The 16,781-nt window shown below is 42.0% G+C and carries 12 protein-coding genes; 6 read left to right on the top strand and 6 right to left on the bottom strand.

Annotation, left to right across the window (positions count from 1 at the left end):
• Positions 1-28 precede the first annotated feature (28 nt).
• Positions 29-607, top strand: a complete 579-nt coding sequence (locus tag LEP1GSC192_RS16895) for a hypothetical protein (protein ID WP_020771352.1) — start codon at positions 29-31, stop codon at positions 605-607.
• Positions 601-1,935: an N-acetylmuramoyl-L-alanine amidase gene (locus LEP1GSC192_RS16890; protein ID WP_020771082.1), complete on the top strand. Its 1,335-nt coding sequence runs from the start codon at positions 601-603 to the stop codon at positions 1,933-1,935. Before LEP1GSC192_RS16895 ends, LEP1GSC192_RS16890 begins: the two co-directional genes overlap by 7 nt.
• Here the strand turns inward: LEP1GSC192_RS16890 and LEP1GSC192_RS16885 are convergent.
• On the bottom strand, positions 1,916-3,133 hold the full coding sequence (locus LEP1GSC192_RS16885) for an AraC family transcriptional regulator (protein ID WP_020771214.1): 1,218 nt from the start codon (positions 3,131-3,133) through the stop codon (positions 1,916-1,918). The genes LEP1GSC192_RS16890 and LEP1GSC192_RS16885 overlap by 20 nt on opposite strands.
• A 324-nt stretch (positions 3,134-3,457) precedes the next feature.
• Between LEP1GSC192_RS16885 and LEP1GSC192_RS16875 the strand changes: the two genes are divergently transcribed.
• Entirely contained in the window at positions 3,458-5,761 is a 2,304-nt protein-coding gene (locus tag LEP1GSC192_RS16875) for a hypothetical protein (RefSeq protein WP_020771456.1), read from the top strand.
• A 106-nt stretch (positions 5,762-5,867) separates the two neighbouring features.
• On the opposite strand, the gene LEP1GSC192_RS16870 is transcribed toward LEP1GSC192_RS16875, so the two are convergent.
• The 3 genes from LEP1GSC192_RS16870 to lon form a co-directional block, all read right to left on the bottom strand.
• Positions 5,868-6,335, bottom strand: a complete 468-nt coding sequence (locus LEP1GSC192_RS16870; RefSeq protein ID WP_020771404.1) for a Dps family protein — start codon at positions 6,333-6,335, stop codon at positions 5,868-5,870.
• Positions 6,336-6,588: 253 nt separating this feature from the next.
• On the bottom strand, positions 6,589-7,710 hold the full coding sequence (locus tag LEP1GSC192_RS16865) for a DegT/DnrJ/EryC1/StrS family aminotransferase (RefSeq protein ID WP_020771206.1): 1,122 nt from the start codon (positions 7,708-7,710) through the stop codon (positions 6,589-6,591).
• Positions 7,711-7,806: 96 nt separating this feature from the next.
• The gene (lon, locus tag LEP1GSC192_RS16860; RefSeq protein WP_052005250.1) at positions 7,807-10,248 is read right to left on the bottom strand and encodes an endopeptidase La; all 2,442 of its coding nucleotides are present in this window, start codon (positions 10,246-10,248) and stop codon (positions 7,807-7,809) included.
• A 195-nt stretch (positions 10,249-10,443) separates the two neighbouring features.
• Here lon and LEP1GSC192_RS16855 point away from each other — a divergent pair, with 195 nt between their 5' ends.
• Positions 10,444-11,874, top strand: a complete 1,431-nt coding sequence (locus LEP1GSC192_RS16855) for a pectin acetylesterase-family hydrolase (RefSeq protein ID WP_020771275.1) — start codon at positions 10,444-10,446, stop codon at positions 11,872-11,874.
• A 131-nt stretch (positions 11,875-12,005) separates the two neighbouring features.
• A complete protein-coding gene (locus tag LEP1GSC192_RS16850; protein WP_020771483.1) occupies positions 12,006-13,523 on the top strand; it encodes a pectin acetylesterase-family hydrolase in 1,518 nt (505 codons plus the stop codon).
• A 4-nt stretch (positions 13,524-13,527) separates the two neighbouring features.
• On the opposite strand, the gene LEP1GSC192_RS16845 is transcribed toward LEP1GSC192_RS16850, so the two are convergent.
• Complete coding sequence (locus tag LEP1GSC192_RS16845) at positions 13,528-14,079, bottom strand: O-acetyl-ADP-ribose deacetylase (protein ID WP_232421087.1); 552 nt, start codon at positions 14,077-14,079, stop codon at positions 13,528-13,530.
• 338 nt (positions 14,080-14,417) lie between these two features.
• Between LEP1GSC192_RS16845 and tmpT the strand changes: the two genes are divergently transcribed.
• Positions 14,418-15,047: a thiopurine S-methyltransferase gene (gene tmpT / locus LEP1GSC192_RS16840; protein ID WP_020771218.1), complete on the top strand. Its 630-nt coding sequence runs from the start codon at positions 14,418-14,420 to the stop codon at positions 15,045-15,047.
• A gap of 102 nt (positions 15,048-15,149) precedes the next feature.
• On the opposite strand, the gene LEP1GSC192_RS16835 is transcribed toward tmpT, so the two are convergent.
• A complete protein-coding gene (locus LEP1GSC192_RS16835) occupies positions 15,150-16,649 on the bottom strand; it encodes a hypothetical protein (RefSeq protein WP_020771286.1) in 1,500 nt (499 codons plus the stop codon).
• Positions 16,650-16,781 lie beyond the last annotated feature (132 nt).

Here is a 16,781-nt window from a genome sequence, read left to right as displayed (position 1 = left end):
AGAAAACCTTTTCCTAAATGAGAAAGAGATGAGGCGAATTTTTGCTCTCGTATTATTTTTAATCCTATTGGCTTTGGGAATCTCCGCCTTTTATTTACAGGAATGGTTCGATTCTCCCGGATTCCGTTGGATAATTTCCAAGTTTTCCTTTTGGGTCTTTCTGTCGGTTCTCATACTTTCCTCCTTGGCAATGTTTCGGATTTTCAGAAGGGCCAAAAAGGCTATTCACACCCAAAGACAGGCTCTCGAAAAACATTTAAGCGGAATTTTAGAAGAACTGGTCCAGGACTCCCAGGCTTTAAGCGAATTTCTAAAGATAGACCTTCCTCAAATGGAAGAACGTATCAAGATTTCCAAGGACAAACTACCAAAAGAGATCTATTCTTCTTACACTTCAAATTGGACCAAGATCAGAACGGATGCAGAATCAGCACTTAGAGATCTGGAAACACTTCCTTTAGAGCCCGACTTCGGAGAGGAAAAAAACCGCGCAGTTCCGGAATATAAGGATCTTCTAAACAAACATACTAAAGCGAAATCCATTTTAGAAAGAGTCAGATCCGACCTTTCTTTATTAAAAGAAAAACTAACGGAGAAAGGATGTTGAGAACTGTCCTTATCATATTCGCAGCCTGTATAATATCCGCTTGCACCTCTATTCCGGAAACGAACTTTTCCATCGCAGAGTTAGCCTCTCCTATTCATCCGCTCTCTCCGTTATTACCTAAGGACAAAAGTGTAATTTCTCTATCCACACTTCGCAAAAAAACGAAAGTGAGCGGAATATTGCTCCACCATACCAAGGGACTTTCCAGTGAAGAATATATTACAAAAAGCGCAAATTCAGGATGGCTCGTACATTATATCGTAGATAAAAAAGGAAAAATCTACGGGGTAGAAGATCCCGGAACCTCGCTCATCAAAGCGGCTCCAAAAATGGACGCAAGTATGATCCATATTTCCTGGGAAGGAGATAAGGAGGACATACTCAAACGCCCGGCTCAGAAAAAATCTTTGCTCTATACGATCGCAAGAACTGCCCAAGAATTCGGGATCCCTGTTACAAATTTCGATGTGGGCTCGCGATCCGGAATATTTACGCATAGCCAGGCCAAAAAAAAATTCGGCGGCTTCTTAAACGGAAGCGATTGCGGAAACGAAAATGTATTAAAAGCTCTCCTGGAAGAACTAAAGGGCTCCTACTTTTCCGAAATGGAATGGAAGGATAGATACGGAGAATGGGTGCTCCGAAAGGAAAAACCTTTCGTCGGACAAAACGGAGAGATAAAAGAACCGAGTTACGATAAAGGCAGAGGTATCACCCCTACTCCCAGGGCGGAACTGGACAGTATCGAAAAAACAACAGACGGACTGGTTCCGGAAGAAAGAAGACTAAAATACAATTATAGAGGTGCAATTACCGCCGATTGTATCGTATTACACTTCACTGCAATCAACGATTATGAAGGCACTCTAAGAGTATTAGAAAAACGGAATTTGGCTGCCACCTTCCTGGCGGATAAAGACGGAAAAATGTATCAATTACTGGATTCTCCGCTTCATATGGCTGCTGCCGCTACCGGCACTAACCGAAATTGTTTCCAAATAGAGATCGTTGGCAAGGATACCGAGATGTTACTTGCAAATCCCGCTCAAACTACGGCAGTCTCAAAACTTGTGCATGAGCTTTGTCAAAAATACCAGATCCCTTTGAATAACCAAAGAATTGAATCCCTAAAAGGTGTATTCTCCCATACCCAGGCCAAGAAAAAATGGGGAGGATCCATCTTTTTGGATGCCCAGGACTTTGATCCAGGCGAACCGTATATGAAAAAAGTAATAGAGACCTTGGGTGGGACGTATTATTCGGAAAAAGATTGGTACGATAGAAATGGAGAAGATTGGATCCTTCTATTCACCGATTTTCAGCCTTGATCGGTCGATTTTTTACGGATATTCGATCCGAATTTCCCAATTCCACCATACCGCCTAGTCCCTTTCCTAAAGGAATTCCCGCGCGAGTGGTATGGTACTTTTGTTTTTCAGGAGCCTCCGACTTTTTCTGACGAAGTTGAGTAGGAGTTTTGCCCGTTACTTTTCGGAATGCGTCGTTAAAAGATGATTTGGAATTGAATCCCACAAAATAGCATATAGAAAGAATGTCCTGATCCGGCTTATCTTCCAGAAGTTTGACGGCTTCCTCTATTCTAAAACCGTTGATATAATTATGAAATCCAGTTTGCAGATGTTCATTTAAAAATTCGGTTAACTGGTACGGTTTTATCCCCAAATCCTCGGATAAAGAGTGAAGAGTTAGTTCCGGATCTCGATACAGTTTATCTTCTCTCATCAACTCTTGGATCCTAAGTTCCAATAAGTTCAGATCCAAACCGATCAGAAGAGATTTTTCATACTTCTTCTTTCGTACTTCTCTGGTCAATGGAGCAAAAAAGTCCGGATATCTAGAAGGGGCCAAAAACAGAAGGGTAACGATGCAGGTCACAAGAAGTCCACCGATCCTAAACAATACATCCAACCCGAACATAAATCCGAAAACCAATGAATACATTGCAAACATTGTGATGGTTGCCAGAATGAAGATAAATCTGATCTGAGACTTTAATTCCGGAACCGAGATCACTGTTAATAACATCCTATATCTAAATCCGAAGTAGGCGGTAGTGAGCGCTGTCGTTAGGAAAAATCCCCAAGAAAGATAATGTCTATATCTAATATTTCTAAAATCTCCCAGGTCGGAAATGATGGAATCCCAAGGCCTTCCGAAAAAAAGTATTTCACCTAATAAAAAAAGACCAGGCACAAGAAAGTGGAGCCGGATATCCCGATACAAAGTTTGGTTCGGATATATCAAAGAATGTGTATATAGCAAAGATAAGGGCCCGATAGCCGAAAAAGAAGTGAGTAATAAGAAGATCGCATGCGGATAAGTCCTGTCAATTTCCAAGACTGCATTCGCAACCGTAAATAGTATGATCCCCAACGAAAGAAACAGAAGGGCTCCAATCCTGTCTTCTCTGCGTTTTATAGGTGGTATTAATTTTTGGACCACCAATAAAAAGGATAGGCCGCTTCCGAAGTAGAATAGAGGAGTGACCACTTCGGGATTTAACATAAGCGGTATATTAAGAAAATACCTAGGCTTGTCAAGTGTTCTCATCCGAAATGAATGATAGAACGATTTGGGACCCAATAAAATAAGTGGAAAATTTTTATTTCGAACACTTGCATTTATCTTAAATTATCAAAACCAAATCTTCCTCTCTCTTATATTTTACTTATTTTATAAGTTTCGATTTTTACACAACTGTTCGAATAATGAAACTCGAACGTTCGAATTTCATGTCTCGGACGACCCGATTTTTTTTATGGAGTATTCTTCTCTGCCAGAACTTGATCCGGGATTTCCAATTCCGGACTAAGGAGCGGAAAAATGGAAATGCAAAGAATACGTGCCGCAAAACGTTATTTGCGGTACGCCTTGTTAGGGATGGCTGTGTTAGCTGCGGGTTGCCCCGTAGGAATTTTTACCGAATTCCCCAACCAGGAAGAAGTATGTAAATTTGATCCGATCCGAGAAGGAATTCGCGCAGTATCCGCATCTTCTTTCCCGGAGCCGGTACTACAATCGGTGTTGGTGAATGGAAATCTTGTTTGGCAGGATGTAACGGATGGGCCGGCGTACCCTACCCCTACTTTCAGCCCTGGCCAAACCATCACACTTAGAGGAACAGGTTTCGGAGCCGGACCTGAGATCGATTTTTCTAAAATTATGATCGGGAATACCAGGATTTTGGAAACCGACCTAAGAATGTTCGAACAGAGACTGGACATCACCAAACAGGTGAACTTCGAAGTGGACGAACCTTTGGATAGTTGGAGCAAGTATATTCTTGCTTGGACGGACAATCAGATCCAATTCAAGGTCCCGGAACACACAACCTCGGGCCCTCTGGTAGTTCAGATCCAAAAAAGAGTCGGATATAACGATTCTTTACTTCATCCGGGACAACCACATAACGTGATCGATGCCCAGACTCGAAGGGTCACCGATGAAGATTTCAAACATAAATGTGATGTTGTTTCTATCTTAAGCGATGCGAAAGGAACAGTTCCTTTACAAGTAAACGTAAATAATCCCGGATTTTCTTCCATCATCGCTTTAGGAGAAAAGATATTCTGGTCTTACGACTTTAATATCGGAGTGGCTCATGCCGTCCGAAATCTGGATTGGAAGAAAATTTTCGCATACCAGGCGAAAGATCCAGTTACTGGATACACGGCTGATCCGCTTCTTCTATTCGGAGCGTACCAAACGGTCGCGGGCCAAGTCCCTTCCGTAGCTATCGACAATGTGTATTTCGATCGTTATCCGCAGCCTACTCCTATACCAGGGCTTTTAGGCGGGGAACAAAAATTTAAAGGGAATACTAAAAATAGCGGTTGGGCAGGTTATAGATATGCGGAAGCATCTCATCCATACACCGGTAACGGAGAATGGATCGGATTCAACTGCGCTTCCTGCCATGGTTACAAGATCTCGTATGAGGCTTCTCCAGGTAACACAGTAACCAAAGTGATCCCTGGACTTCCGAATCCTAAATGGTCCATGAAATGGGCTTTATTAGGGGAATTTAAAGGAATTAAAGAGAAAGAGCCGGGACCAAGTTTCGATTCTTCCTCTAAAGACGTGGATAAAACCATGATCGTCTACGTTATGCCTCAAGGAGCCGGAGAACATTCCTTGATCCGTATAAAAGGAGAAGGTAGCGAAACTGATAACGATTACGAGTTCTCTCCGATTGCTATTCCGAACGTTACCAACTATATGGGGATCAGAAGATCTCTTTCTCACACGGAATCCTATGTTGGATTCGAAGGATCGTATATCCATTCCGAAGAGCCTGACGGAGCTACCGGTGCAATGTATGCCAAAGAACTTCAGGCTCTTACCGCTTACATGACCAAGCTAGACCAAAATGATAAGGCCCTAAGACAAGTTGGAATGTATCGTTGGTTGAAATCCAAAGGAAAACTGATTGCTCAGACCGGCTCAGATCCTGGAGAAGGAGCTTTCGTCCAAGCCGGATGGGAAAGCCAACCCGGTATTGCTGCGGCAGTTGCCAGAGGAAAGGCTACCTTCCAAAGAGATTGCGGATCTTGTCATAATGATAAAGTAGGACTGAACTCGAACGAAAAGATGTTCAAGCTGAACGAAGTGGGAAGATTTTTCGCACCCACCATCTATCATAAGCATCAACAATCCATTCGGGCCACATTCTTAAGGGACATGTATTGGGTTCAGCACAGAGGTTTATTGAGCGACGGTCACGTTCGTAATTTGGAAGACCTGGTCAATCCTGCTCGATGCACGGAAGGGTCCGCTTTATACAACCAGTACTATACCTTACACGCGCCTGTTTCTCCTGCTTTAGGTGGACCGGATCATCCGGAACCTTATCCTCCTCAAAACAGAAAGTCAGACGTGTTCCGAGTTTTCAAATCACCTAATAATGACACGGGTATTAAGAGAAACAGATTCATCGAAAGACATAAATATTTCGTAACTGTTCCTTGGGATCCGGATTGGTATTATTGGGATTACCAAAAGATGAGAAGAGAATACGGCCCTCAAGAGTTGGGAACTTCCCAGCCTATCGGGATGCCTGCAGCTCCTCACCCATGGTGTTCCGCCTCTGCAACCGAGGTGGATGATCTAGTGGAGTATATCCTCACTCTCTAACTCTCTACGACCCGGAGAGAAAGATCGAATACCAGGTCGATCTCTCCGGGTTTTTATTTCTGGGATTACACCCCAAAATATTCGATTTTCAGAATATACTAAAATTCTACTCCAGCATGCTCCTAAGCATCCAAGCGGTTTTTTCGTGGATCTCTAATCTTTGAGTAAGAAGATCCGTAGTCACCTCGTCTCCTCCCGAATCTGCCGAAGGAAGAATGGCTCTTGCCGTACGAATAACGGCCTCATGTCCATCCACAAGATTTTTAAGCATGTCTTCCGCTTTAGGAACTCCGTCTTCCTCTTTCAAAGACGTTAGAGAAGAGAATGCTTTATAGGTCCCCGGAGCCGGGTAACCAAGAGAACGAATTCTTTCCGCCACAAGATCCAAAGCATTCCAAAGCTCCGTATACTGGGTCATGAACATCAAATGTAATGTATTAAATAAGGGACCGGTTACGTTCCAGTGATAGTTATGGGTTTTTAAATATAAAAAATACGTGTCTGCTAAAAGTTTTTGCAGGCCCTGGTTGATGGCCTCTCTATCCTTCTCCGGGATTCCTATATTCGGTTTCATACATTTCTCCTTTCAGTTTATCTAGTTTAGAATCATTCTAAACTTAAATCTTAGACAGTGGCAACCTAATTTCTTTCGGAATAATGATGATTTTTTGCAGATTTTGGCGAGAAAGAAAAACAAAAAGCCGCTGAAAGATCAGCGGCTTTTTTCATTTTTGAGAAAATGTAAAAATCTTACTTTTTATAGTCCGCTAAACCATTAGAAAATTATATAAATCTACATTAGCTCAGGGACCTCAAGAGCCCGGCCTTTAGGACAGGCTCTTATATTCCTTGATCGCGGCAAAAACTTCTTCCAGCTCGGAATCGGTCATGTACGGAAATAAAGGAAAATTTAATACTGAATCGCAGATCCTTCCGGTCCTATGTTCTTTTCCAAATTTACCTACGATATACGGTTTTGCTCCGGGTTGATCGCTCATCGCTCCGGGATAAATAACACCGAAACCGATCCCCTTTGTTTTTAGGACTTCTTGGATCTTAGGTCTTTCTGCAGGATCAAAAAGAGTAACGTTGCAATATCCGTTTTCTTGAAAGTCTTTTGGAGGATGGATCACATTCACTCCTAAACTAGGAAGAACTTGATAATATTTTTCTGCCGCCTTTCTGCGTGAAACAAGTCTTGCTTCCAAATGAGGAAGATTCAAATTTAAGAATGCGGCTTGCAATGTATCCATTCTGGAATTCCAACCTACATCCCCGTAACCGTAATGAGAAGTTCTACCGTGGTTTCCAAGCATTCTGACTTTATTCGCAAGCTCTTCGTCGTTTGTGAAAACCGCTCCACCATCTCCTGCTCCACCTAAAACTTTTGCAGGATAGAAAGAAGTAGTGGTGATCAACGCATCTTGGTAGATAGGTTTTCCTTTATACAAGACTCCGAAAGATTGTGCTCCGTCTTCTAGTAGGAACACTCCCTTTTCTTTACAAAGTTTGCGGTAATCTTCTAACTTAGCGCTTCCCCAACCGTAAAGGTGAACTATGATCGCAGCTTTTGGTTTTAGTTCTTCGAGTGCTTTTTTAAATTCTTCGAAATCCATTTGTAGATCGTCCGGATTCGTATCTACTGTAGCAGGATCAGCTCCTACGTTTACCACGGATTCGAATGTTGCCCAGAAGGTGGAATCGGGAACTAATACCTTATCACCCTTTCCGACCCCCAAGGCTCTCAACGCCAATTGGAGTGCGTCCGTTCCGTTTGCACATGCGATCGAGTATTTAGTCCCGGCGGTTGTTGCTAGATTTTTTTCTAATAATGCGACTTCTTCTCCTCCGATAAAGGAGGCGTTCTTGCTGAGGGTTTTTACTTTATCTTCCCAAGCTTCCAGTAATCCTGGCTCGAATCTTTTGATATCTATGAAAGGTACGCCCATTATGGTCTCCTCCGAACAGCGTCCGAAAAGGGTCCTAAAAAGCAAATTATTTTGAGCCGCTTAAGGACCTCCATATTTGGGCGAAACCTTGGAGATTTATTTTTTCTTACGAGAAACTGTCTTCTTTTTAGGAGAAGGTTTCGGCTTCTTCCCAGCAACTACTTGTTCCGTCTTAGGTTTCAAAACTCCATCGATCATTTTCGGTTCGAATAAAATTTTGGCAACCTCCTCGAATTTAGAGACAGGAAAGAATTCCATCCCCTTCTTCACATAGTCAGGTATTTCGTCTAACTGAGGTCGATTGTCCGAAGGAAAAATGATCTTATGAACTCCCACCCTTTTAGCTGCCACGATCTTTTCTCTTAGGCCACCGATGGCTAAAACTTCTCCCGTAAGGGTCAATTCTCCGGTCATACCGAACCCGAGTTTGATCCTTTTGTTCAATGCCAAGGAAAGAATGGCGGTTGCCATCGTGATCCCCGCACTTGGACCGTCTTTTGGAGTCGCACCGTCAGGGACATGAAGGTGAATGGTTTTTTCGCTGAATAATTCCTCACTACCTAAGAAATTTTTAATATAGCTAAGAGCTATACTGGAAGATTCTTCCATAGATTTTCCGATCATTCCCGTAAGAAGTATGCCGCCTTTTCCTTTTACAAATACCGCTTCTATGAGTAATGTTGCTCCTCCAACGGAAGTCCAAGCAAGTCCCAAAGCGGTTCCAGGAACGGTAGGCTTAGTCATCCTATCATCCACGTATTTTGGAACTCCTAACAGTTTTTCCACATCGTTAGGAAGGATATGTTTCGGATAAGATTCTCCCTTCACAATCTGAAGAGCGAGCTTTCTAGCCAGTTTGTCGGATTGTTTTTCAAGACCTCTCACTCCGGACTCTCTGGAATAATGATCTATCAGAGCGACTACGGCTTTTTTATCTATCTGTATTCCGTAAGGTTCTATTCCGTTTTTCTCTAACACCTTTTTCCAAAGATGTTTATTGAATATCTGGACTTTTTCATCCGTAATATATCCGGAAAGATTGATCACTTCCATACGATCCAAAAGTATCCGACTAATGGAATCCAACGTGTTTGCCGTCGCGATAAAGAATACGGAAGAAAGATCGAAAGGAAGATCCAAATAATGATCTCTGAACGTTTTATTCTGCTCCGGATCCAATACTTCCAAGAGAGCGGCCGCTGGATCTCCCTGCATTCCAAGGCCAAGTTTGTCTATCTCATCCAAAAGAATAACGGAATCTTTTTCTTTAGTAATTCTTAATGCAGTTATGATCTTACCCGGCATGGCACCGATATAAGTCCTGCGATGTCCTTTGATCTCCGCTTCGTCTCTCATCCCGCCCACGGAAAATCTAAAAAACTTTCTACCCATGGCTTCCGCAATCGATTTTGCAATGGAAGTTTTACCCACCCCCGGAGGTCCTACCAAAAGAATAATGGAACCTTTTTCCGTAGGTTTGAGTTTCTTCACGGCCAAAAATTCCAGGATCCGTTCCTTTACATCATCTAACTTATAGTGATCGCGATCTAAAGTTTTTCGAGCTTTATCCAGATCGATTTCCCGAGCAGGCGGAGCTTCCCAAGGAAGACTTTCCATTATATCTAAGTAATTCCGCACAACGTTATAATCCGCGGTATTTTGATCGGTATAGAAGAACTTATCCATTTCTCGTTCCACTTCTTCGACCACTTCCGGATCTGCAGGAATGGCTTTGAGTCTTTCCAGGAATTTTTCGTATTTCTTCTCGTATTTCCCTTCTTTCTGACCGAGTTCCGCTTGGATGGCCTTCAATTGTTCTCTTAAGAAAAACTGTCTCTGTTGTTTATCGATCTTATCCTGGATATTTTCCTGGATCTCCCTTTGAAGACTTACAAGATCGATTTCCTTTTTCAAATACAGAAGGACTTTTTCGATCCGATCCTTCAGGTTCACGGACTCTATTACGGATTGATAATCTTCCTTCTCAATATTCAAAATACTGCATACAAAATCCGCCATCTTACCAGGCTCGTTCACATTCAGCATGGTCAGCTTCATTTCTTCCGTAAAAAGCGGATTATTCTGAGCAAGTTCCCTGGTCATAATAAGCAGGGTTCTCATCATAGCTTTGATCGTATTTTTAGAAGCGCCCGGCTCTTCTTCCGGATAATTCACCTTCGCGATCAACAAAGGTTCCACGGAAGAAAAAGATTCCACCTTAAACCTGCGCACGGTATTAATGAGAATATTCACCGCGCCGTCCGGAAGATTTACCTTCTTCAAGATCTTGGCAACGACGCCGAAATCGTAAATATTCTCTTCCGTTTTCTTTTCATTCTCCTCATCTTTGAGAAGAACCAGTCCGATGAAAGAATTCCCTTTTAAGACCTCGTCAACGGCCTTTGCAAACTTTCCCCCAGGAACAATAAGAGGGGTGATGATCCCGGGAAATACCGGTCTGGTCTTGATCGGAACCAGAAATAATTCGGGAGGAAGAATGGAGTCTACCGGTACGATATTGCCTTCCGCTTCACCCATATTATCAAAAAGATCCACGTTTCACCTTCGGTTTAAAAAATAATAGGACCGATTCCAATTTCTGGGTTCGCTCTTATTACTCAAATCTTTCTTTTTCTTCGATGTTGAAAAGAACTTGAATCTTTAGCGATATGCGTCAGTCTAAAATGGAAAAATATAAACATTTCAACTGTTTTCTAGAGCGGGGAAAAACGAATGCAGGTCAGAAACCTATCTCTTCTCTTTTTGATTCCGATGTTATTTTCTATCGGCTGTCAAAAAGACGAACCGGACAATACAAAAGCCCTTACAGGATTGGTCTTAGCCGAAATTCTTTATAATCCTTACGAAAGGATCACCCCTCCGGCAGAAGATACGATCCAAATCCCGCTCACAAATTCCGATTATCAAACCGGTAGGCAATATTTCCCGAAATGTTTCGGAAACTCGGGAAACACCAACTTTTATTTCTTCCGGAAGGCAGTTTCCTCGAATAATAAAAAATTACTGATCAATTTTATGGGAGGAGGAGCTTGCTGGAGTAATAACAACTGTTTCGGAAAGAATACCACAACATTCTTCAATTTCCTAAATGATGTGCCTGATCTTTTTATCAAGGTCGCTTTTCAGGGGATCCTGGATGCGGAAAACCCATCCAATCCATTAAAGAATTATGATGTTCTTTTTATTCCGTACTGCACGGGGGATCTTCATATCGGTTCCAATGATGTAACTACTTATGATGACCCGTACGTTTCATCCGACCCTTCCGCATATAGTCACAGAGGACACGATAACGTTCTTTCTGTCCTAAAATATATCCAATCGAATTACACTCAGGTGACCGATGTAGTGGTCGCAGGGCAAAGTGCCGGAGGGTATGGAGCAATATTAAATTATCCTCATATTCGCCAAGTATTCGCAGAAAGCGCCCGATTCCCAAACTTCAATAAGATCAGCTTAGTGGCGGATGCTTCTAACGGGGCGGTAATCGACGGATTTTTTACGAATATAGTAAAAAATCAATGGGGAAGCGCTCAGAATATTCCGGATTGGGTGGTGGGTTCCAATTATCTGGACGGAACTCCTTCCATCAGAGATTATCTCAGCAAGATCACAACTGAATACCCGAACGATGTAGTAGGACAATACACTTCCGCATTCGATTCTACGCAAAGATGGTTCTTTAATGTAATGGGGATCATAGATTCAGGATCTCCTTCTTATTCGGATTCCAGTTCGTATTTTGGACCGGGGGATGCCAAAGATGTGCCTGATCTTCCCGACAACGGCTCCAATACTCCTTCTAACTGTAACTGGGCAATTAACGCGAATACTGCGATGAGCAATACGACCGGATCTAAATATTATTTTTATCGAGCTCCCGGAGATATTCATACAATCACTACGAGTGATACGATGTATGGGCTTTCCAGTAACGGAGTGAACTTCAATACCTGGTTAAAGTCGATCGTATCGAATGTGGGAACTCCAACGGACGTAGATTGTTCAGCCGGTGCCGGCTCTCATCCTTGCACGGATAGGAATTTCGGGGCAAATTCATTGAACAATAGTTTAGGAAGGGCGACCTCTCAGGACTCATTTGACAACGATAAAGATCTGTACGAGACCTGCTTCGGTCCTTGACATTCTATAAACCGGGAATAAACTATAATCGGAAGGCAATTGGTGCAACGTTTATCTTTATATGTCCTAATGCGGCAAGTTTGGGAACGCTGTAGTGAAAGTTTCCATTGGTTTAGGCGGTACATTTCGTTATGAAAATCCGGTATTTTAGCATTGTACTATTATTCACTCAAATCTATTGCACGAAAGAGAAAGATAATACCCAGGAACTTCTTGCTACCGCATTCATTATAGATCTGGTCACAACCCCGTTCGCGAGGATCACTCCGGAACCTGGGACCTTTACTACACAAGTGGATCACGGCGCAACACCATATACATACACTGCGACTTTTGATCCGAAATGCAGCGGCACGGAAGGGAATGTAAACTTTTATTTTTTCAGAAAGACCGTTGCTGCGAATAACAAAAAACTTCTGATCAACTTCATGGGTGGAGGAGCCTGTTGGGACAATGCAAACTGTTTCGGAAGTAATACGGTCACTTATTTCAATCAATTGAATGTGATCCCGGATTTTGCCTTAGACCTTTTATTCAAAGGGATCATCGATCAATCCGTGGCTGCGAACCCGTTCAAAGATTATGATATCATTTTTGTCCCGTATTGCACAGGTGATCTTCATATCGGAAGTAAGGACAAAACGTATACAAGCGGGACCATCCAACATCATGGGTATGATAATGTAATTTCCGTTCTGAAATTTATCCAAAATTCCTATCCGCAATTGGACCGGGTTTTTGTGACCGGTCAAAGCGCCGGAGGTTACGGAGCGATCTTAAATTATCCTATTATTCGAGAGACTGTAACCACAATTGATCCGAGTGCTAAGGTCAGAATGTTATCCGATGCATCTAATGCCGTAGTGCCTACTTCCGCTCATACAATCGGTCCTGCATTTTTTCCACTGCTAGAAAGTTCCTGGGGCGTAGAAACGAACGGCATCGGAAATGGGACCGGCTTTTCTTCTTCCAATCTTCCGATTTGGGTGAATGGCATCGGGGCAAATTACGCCACTACAGGTTCACCTTCTATCAATGACTTTTTCAAAAAGGTGGCGACCGAATATTCGGGAGATGTACTCGGACAATATACCGCCTTGTTCGATGGGAACCAAAGATTCTTTTATCATGTGATGGGCCAGATCAACAAGATCAATAATACCAGTTTAACCTATTCCAATGCGACAACTGCCGACCCTTACCAAGCGGGAAAATTTTATTCTGTCATCTACGGGGACAGCGACGGAAGTTCAGTACCGGACGGAAATTCTTCCAGCTCTAACGATTATACTACTTGTGATTGGTCTAAACAGGCAGTTTCCAAAATGAAGGACGCTAGTTCCCAGTCCAATTTCAGATACTATATAGGTCCCGGTGACGTTCATACGATCACCACGTATAACGATATGTATTCTTTAAATAGCGGAGGAATTAAGTTCTCCTCTTGGTTGAATACTTTGGCAAATGGAGCAAGTCCACCCGCAAATGTTCAATGTAATGATGCTTCCGGATCTTGTGTGAATACGAATCTGTTCGATAGCACGATCAATGGAAATTTAGGAAAGGCGACTTCCGATGAATCTTATACGTTAAATCCGAAACAAGATTTGTATACTACCTGCGGAGGAGCGGCAGGCATAGGCTTGTAATATATTAAAAATAAGAAATTCCTTCCTTAAAATTGACTCCGGACTGGTTTAGAATTTCCTCATATATCTCCTTTGTTTCCTGATCGAAACATACAAATATCAACTTTCTAGGAAACTGATCCTTATGTTCCAGAATGGTCCGTATCGCAATTGGAGTCGCTAATTCTTTTGGATAAGCATAAATCCCTGTGCTAATACTAGGGACCGCAATCGATTCGAACGCACGATCCGACGATAACTGCAAAATATTCCTATAACAGGTTTCTAATAGAGAAGCTTCTTGATAATCTCCTCCCTTCCAAACAGGACCCACAGCATGGATCACATACTTAGCAGGAAGTTGCCCTCCGGAAGTAAGAATACATTGACCGGTAGGAAGACCATTCGGATATTTTTTGATCTTTAATATCCTACATTCCTCCATAATCTTCGGCCCACCTACCCTATGAATGGCCCCATCCACACCGCCTCCCCCAGATAAGGAAGAATTGGCAGCGTTTACCACAACATCCGTTTGAACGGACGTAATATCGCCTTTCCAAACAAAAATTTCCATCGTCATTTAAAGAGACCAAAAAAGGATCTCTTGCAAGGAAAATTTATATTTTATTTTCATAATTCGTTTAATAATGACTTTGGATTATATCGGCTGTTTGGCGAAAGGTAAGGTCAGAATGCCAGGATCTGCGAAATATTTAGAATAAAATAATAGGTATTTTATAAAAAAGAGAGAATACAGACTGTTATAAAATGAAAAAGGGGGAGCAACCAATTTAAACAGTCCGTGTTCTCCACCTTCTTTTCCATCTGAAAGTCTTGCCAGGTTCTCAAGAACGAATATTATGGATAGGAGCGCTTACAAATTTACGGAGTTCAAACCAGAGGGGATTACAAATGGAAAAAGACTTTTGGTTAAGCAGATGGAAAGAGAATAATATCCCCTTCCACGAAGCCGAGACAAACCCGCTTCTACTTAAATATTTCAAAGAACTTTCTTTGGCAAAAGATAGCCGTATCTTTATTCCATTATGCGGAAAAACATTGGATATAACCTGGCTTCTTTCCAACGGATATAGGATCGCCGGCGCGGAACTCGTCGAGATGGCGGTCCAGCAACTATTCCAAGAGTTAGCAGTGGAACCTGAAATTTCTAAAGTGGACAAACTCACTCTTTACAGTGCCAAGGGTATAGATATTTTCGTGGGGGACATATTCGATTTATCCAAAGAGACCTTAGGTCCTGTGGATGCAGTTTATGATAGAGCAGCCTTAGTAGCCCTCCCCCGAGAGACGAGGGTTCGTTATTCCGCTCATTTAGCGAAGATTACCAATCAAGCGCCTCAACTTTTGATCACTTTTGAATACGACCAATCCAAAATGGCCGGTCCTCCTTTTTCCATTTCAGCGGAAGAAGTAAGCCAACACTATAAAGACACTTTCAATTTAGTTAATCTTCTAAGCCGGGAAATGGCAGGAGGATTAAAGGGACAAGCTGCAAAAGAAAACGTTTGGAAATTGTATTAAAACAGGAATACCAAAGCTCACATAACTGTGAGCCTTAAAAAGTTGATCTTTTATGATTTTATTTCGACCATTTGGGTCTGATTTGTTTCGATCATTAAATTGTTAAATTCCTTTTAACAATAGATCGATTGTTTTGGAAAGTACAGCTCTGATATCGTCTTTAGCATCTTCATCAGGAAGAACCTTATGATTCCAGATCTTTAAACCGAATCGGATGAAAAAATTATCCAAAAATTCCGTTTCAATATGGGTCCTCATAGCTGTTTTAGAAGAATCTCGATCCCATCTCAATACGATGCTTGTCCCTTTCCCATTATTCGCCTTTACCAAAGTTTCGGTAAACTCGTAGATAATTGACTGAAGATTACCGGGAATAAATAGATTGATCGCCCAAGAAGGTGCAAAGTAACCAAAAGCACCACTCACGTCAAATTCTTCTATTTTAGTTATTTTTAAATTTAGAACTCCGGAAGTTGCCGTATTGGTGAATCTGCCAAGCAATTGAACGTCGTTGTTCTCCAAAACCAGACCGTATAAATTAGCTTCTAAACTTGCTTTTACTACAAAAGGAAACTCGGAAAGAGAATTAAGAGTGAAAGCCTCTTGGGGATAAAAATTACCCTTTGTATCGTAAGGGATTACTTTTCCGTTCAACGTGAAAAACTTGAAACGGATCTCCCTGGTTTTAGATTCTATCGCAAATTCCGCCAATGATCTTCCGGAAACATTCGTAATTCTTAATTTAATAAAACCTAAATATTTGATATCGTCCAGATAATCGCCTAGATCCGGATAATCCCTCATCAAGGTCTGTTCTATGTTTCCCTCGAATGTAAACGCCGTAACACCGGGGAGTTTTCCATCCTGTTGGACCTTTAACAAAGAATCCAAACCGAAATAGTAACCCATAAACTTTGCAAGGGCGGGAAATGATTCCGTAAAATCGTTAATTGCCTTTCTTGCATCCGGGTCCTTAATTTTTTTGAAAGAAGTTGTCTCCGGTGCAGTGATGGATTTCAGATTATTCGAATCTAAAAAGTGTAATCCCGAGTCCATTGCACTCAATCCATGTTTATGAGTGAATGGTCCCATATGCGTAAGAACGTCCAAATTTCCGGAGTAAGAGTTCCCGCCATACGTTGGATTCGGATTATGTTTTAACGAAAACTCGGCGGTAAAATCACCGAAATTTGGAATTGGAACCTCCTTCATTCTTACGTTTTCTAGACTTACCTTATAACCGTCGTTGGCGAATCGTCCCCGATAAGTAACGTAATGTTGCCCGTTATTATCCTTTGTCATATATTCGGAATTAAACAGGTTTTTTAATTCGAATCTTTCCAAGGAACGATCCAGGTATTTATGAAAACCTTCCGCTCTTCCGTCATATTTATTTTTGATGATTGCAGTTTTCAAAAATTGGAAGAACTGTCTGGAGATATTACGTCCATCCGGACCGATAGAATCCGGGATCTGTTTTAAGGAAAACGCAGCGGATAAGGACAGAGCAGATCCGCAAATAACAAATGCTAGGATTAGCAAACGGAGCAGCAGTTTCCCGGATTTTCTTTCTCTTTCTATTTTTTGTTTCAAAAGGCTCATTTACCGCCTCTCCCTTTTTATAACGTTCGTATTATATAAAGCCAGGGGGCTTGATCTCCGATATTAGTGGTTAATCCGAACCTGTCAAGCCTATAGCAAGCGCTACAGAGATACCAGCAATCCCAATTCAGT

Source organism: Leptospira sp. B5-022 (assembly GCF_000347035.1).
GTDB lineage: Bacteria > Spirochaetota > Leptospiria > Leptospirales > Leptospiraceae > Leptospira_B > Leptospira_B cinconiae.
This window is presented reverse-complemented; position numbering and strand designations above follow the sequence as displayed.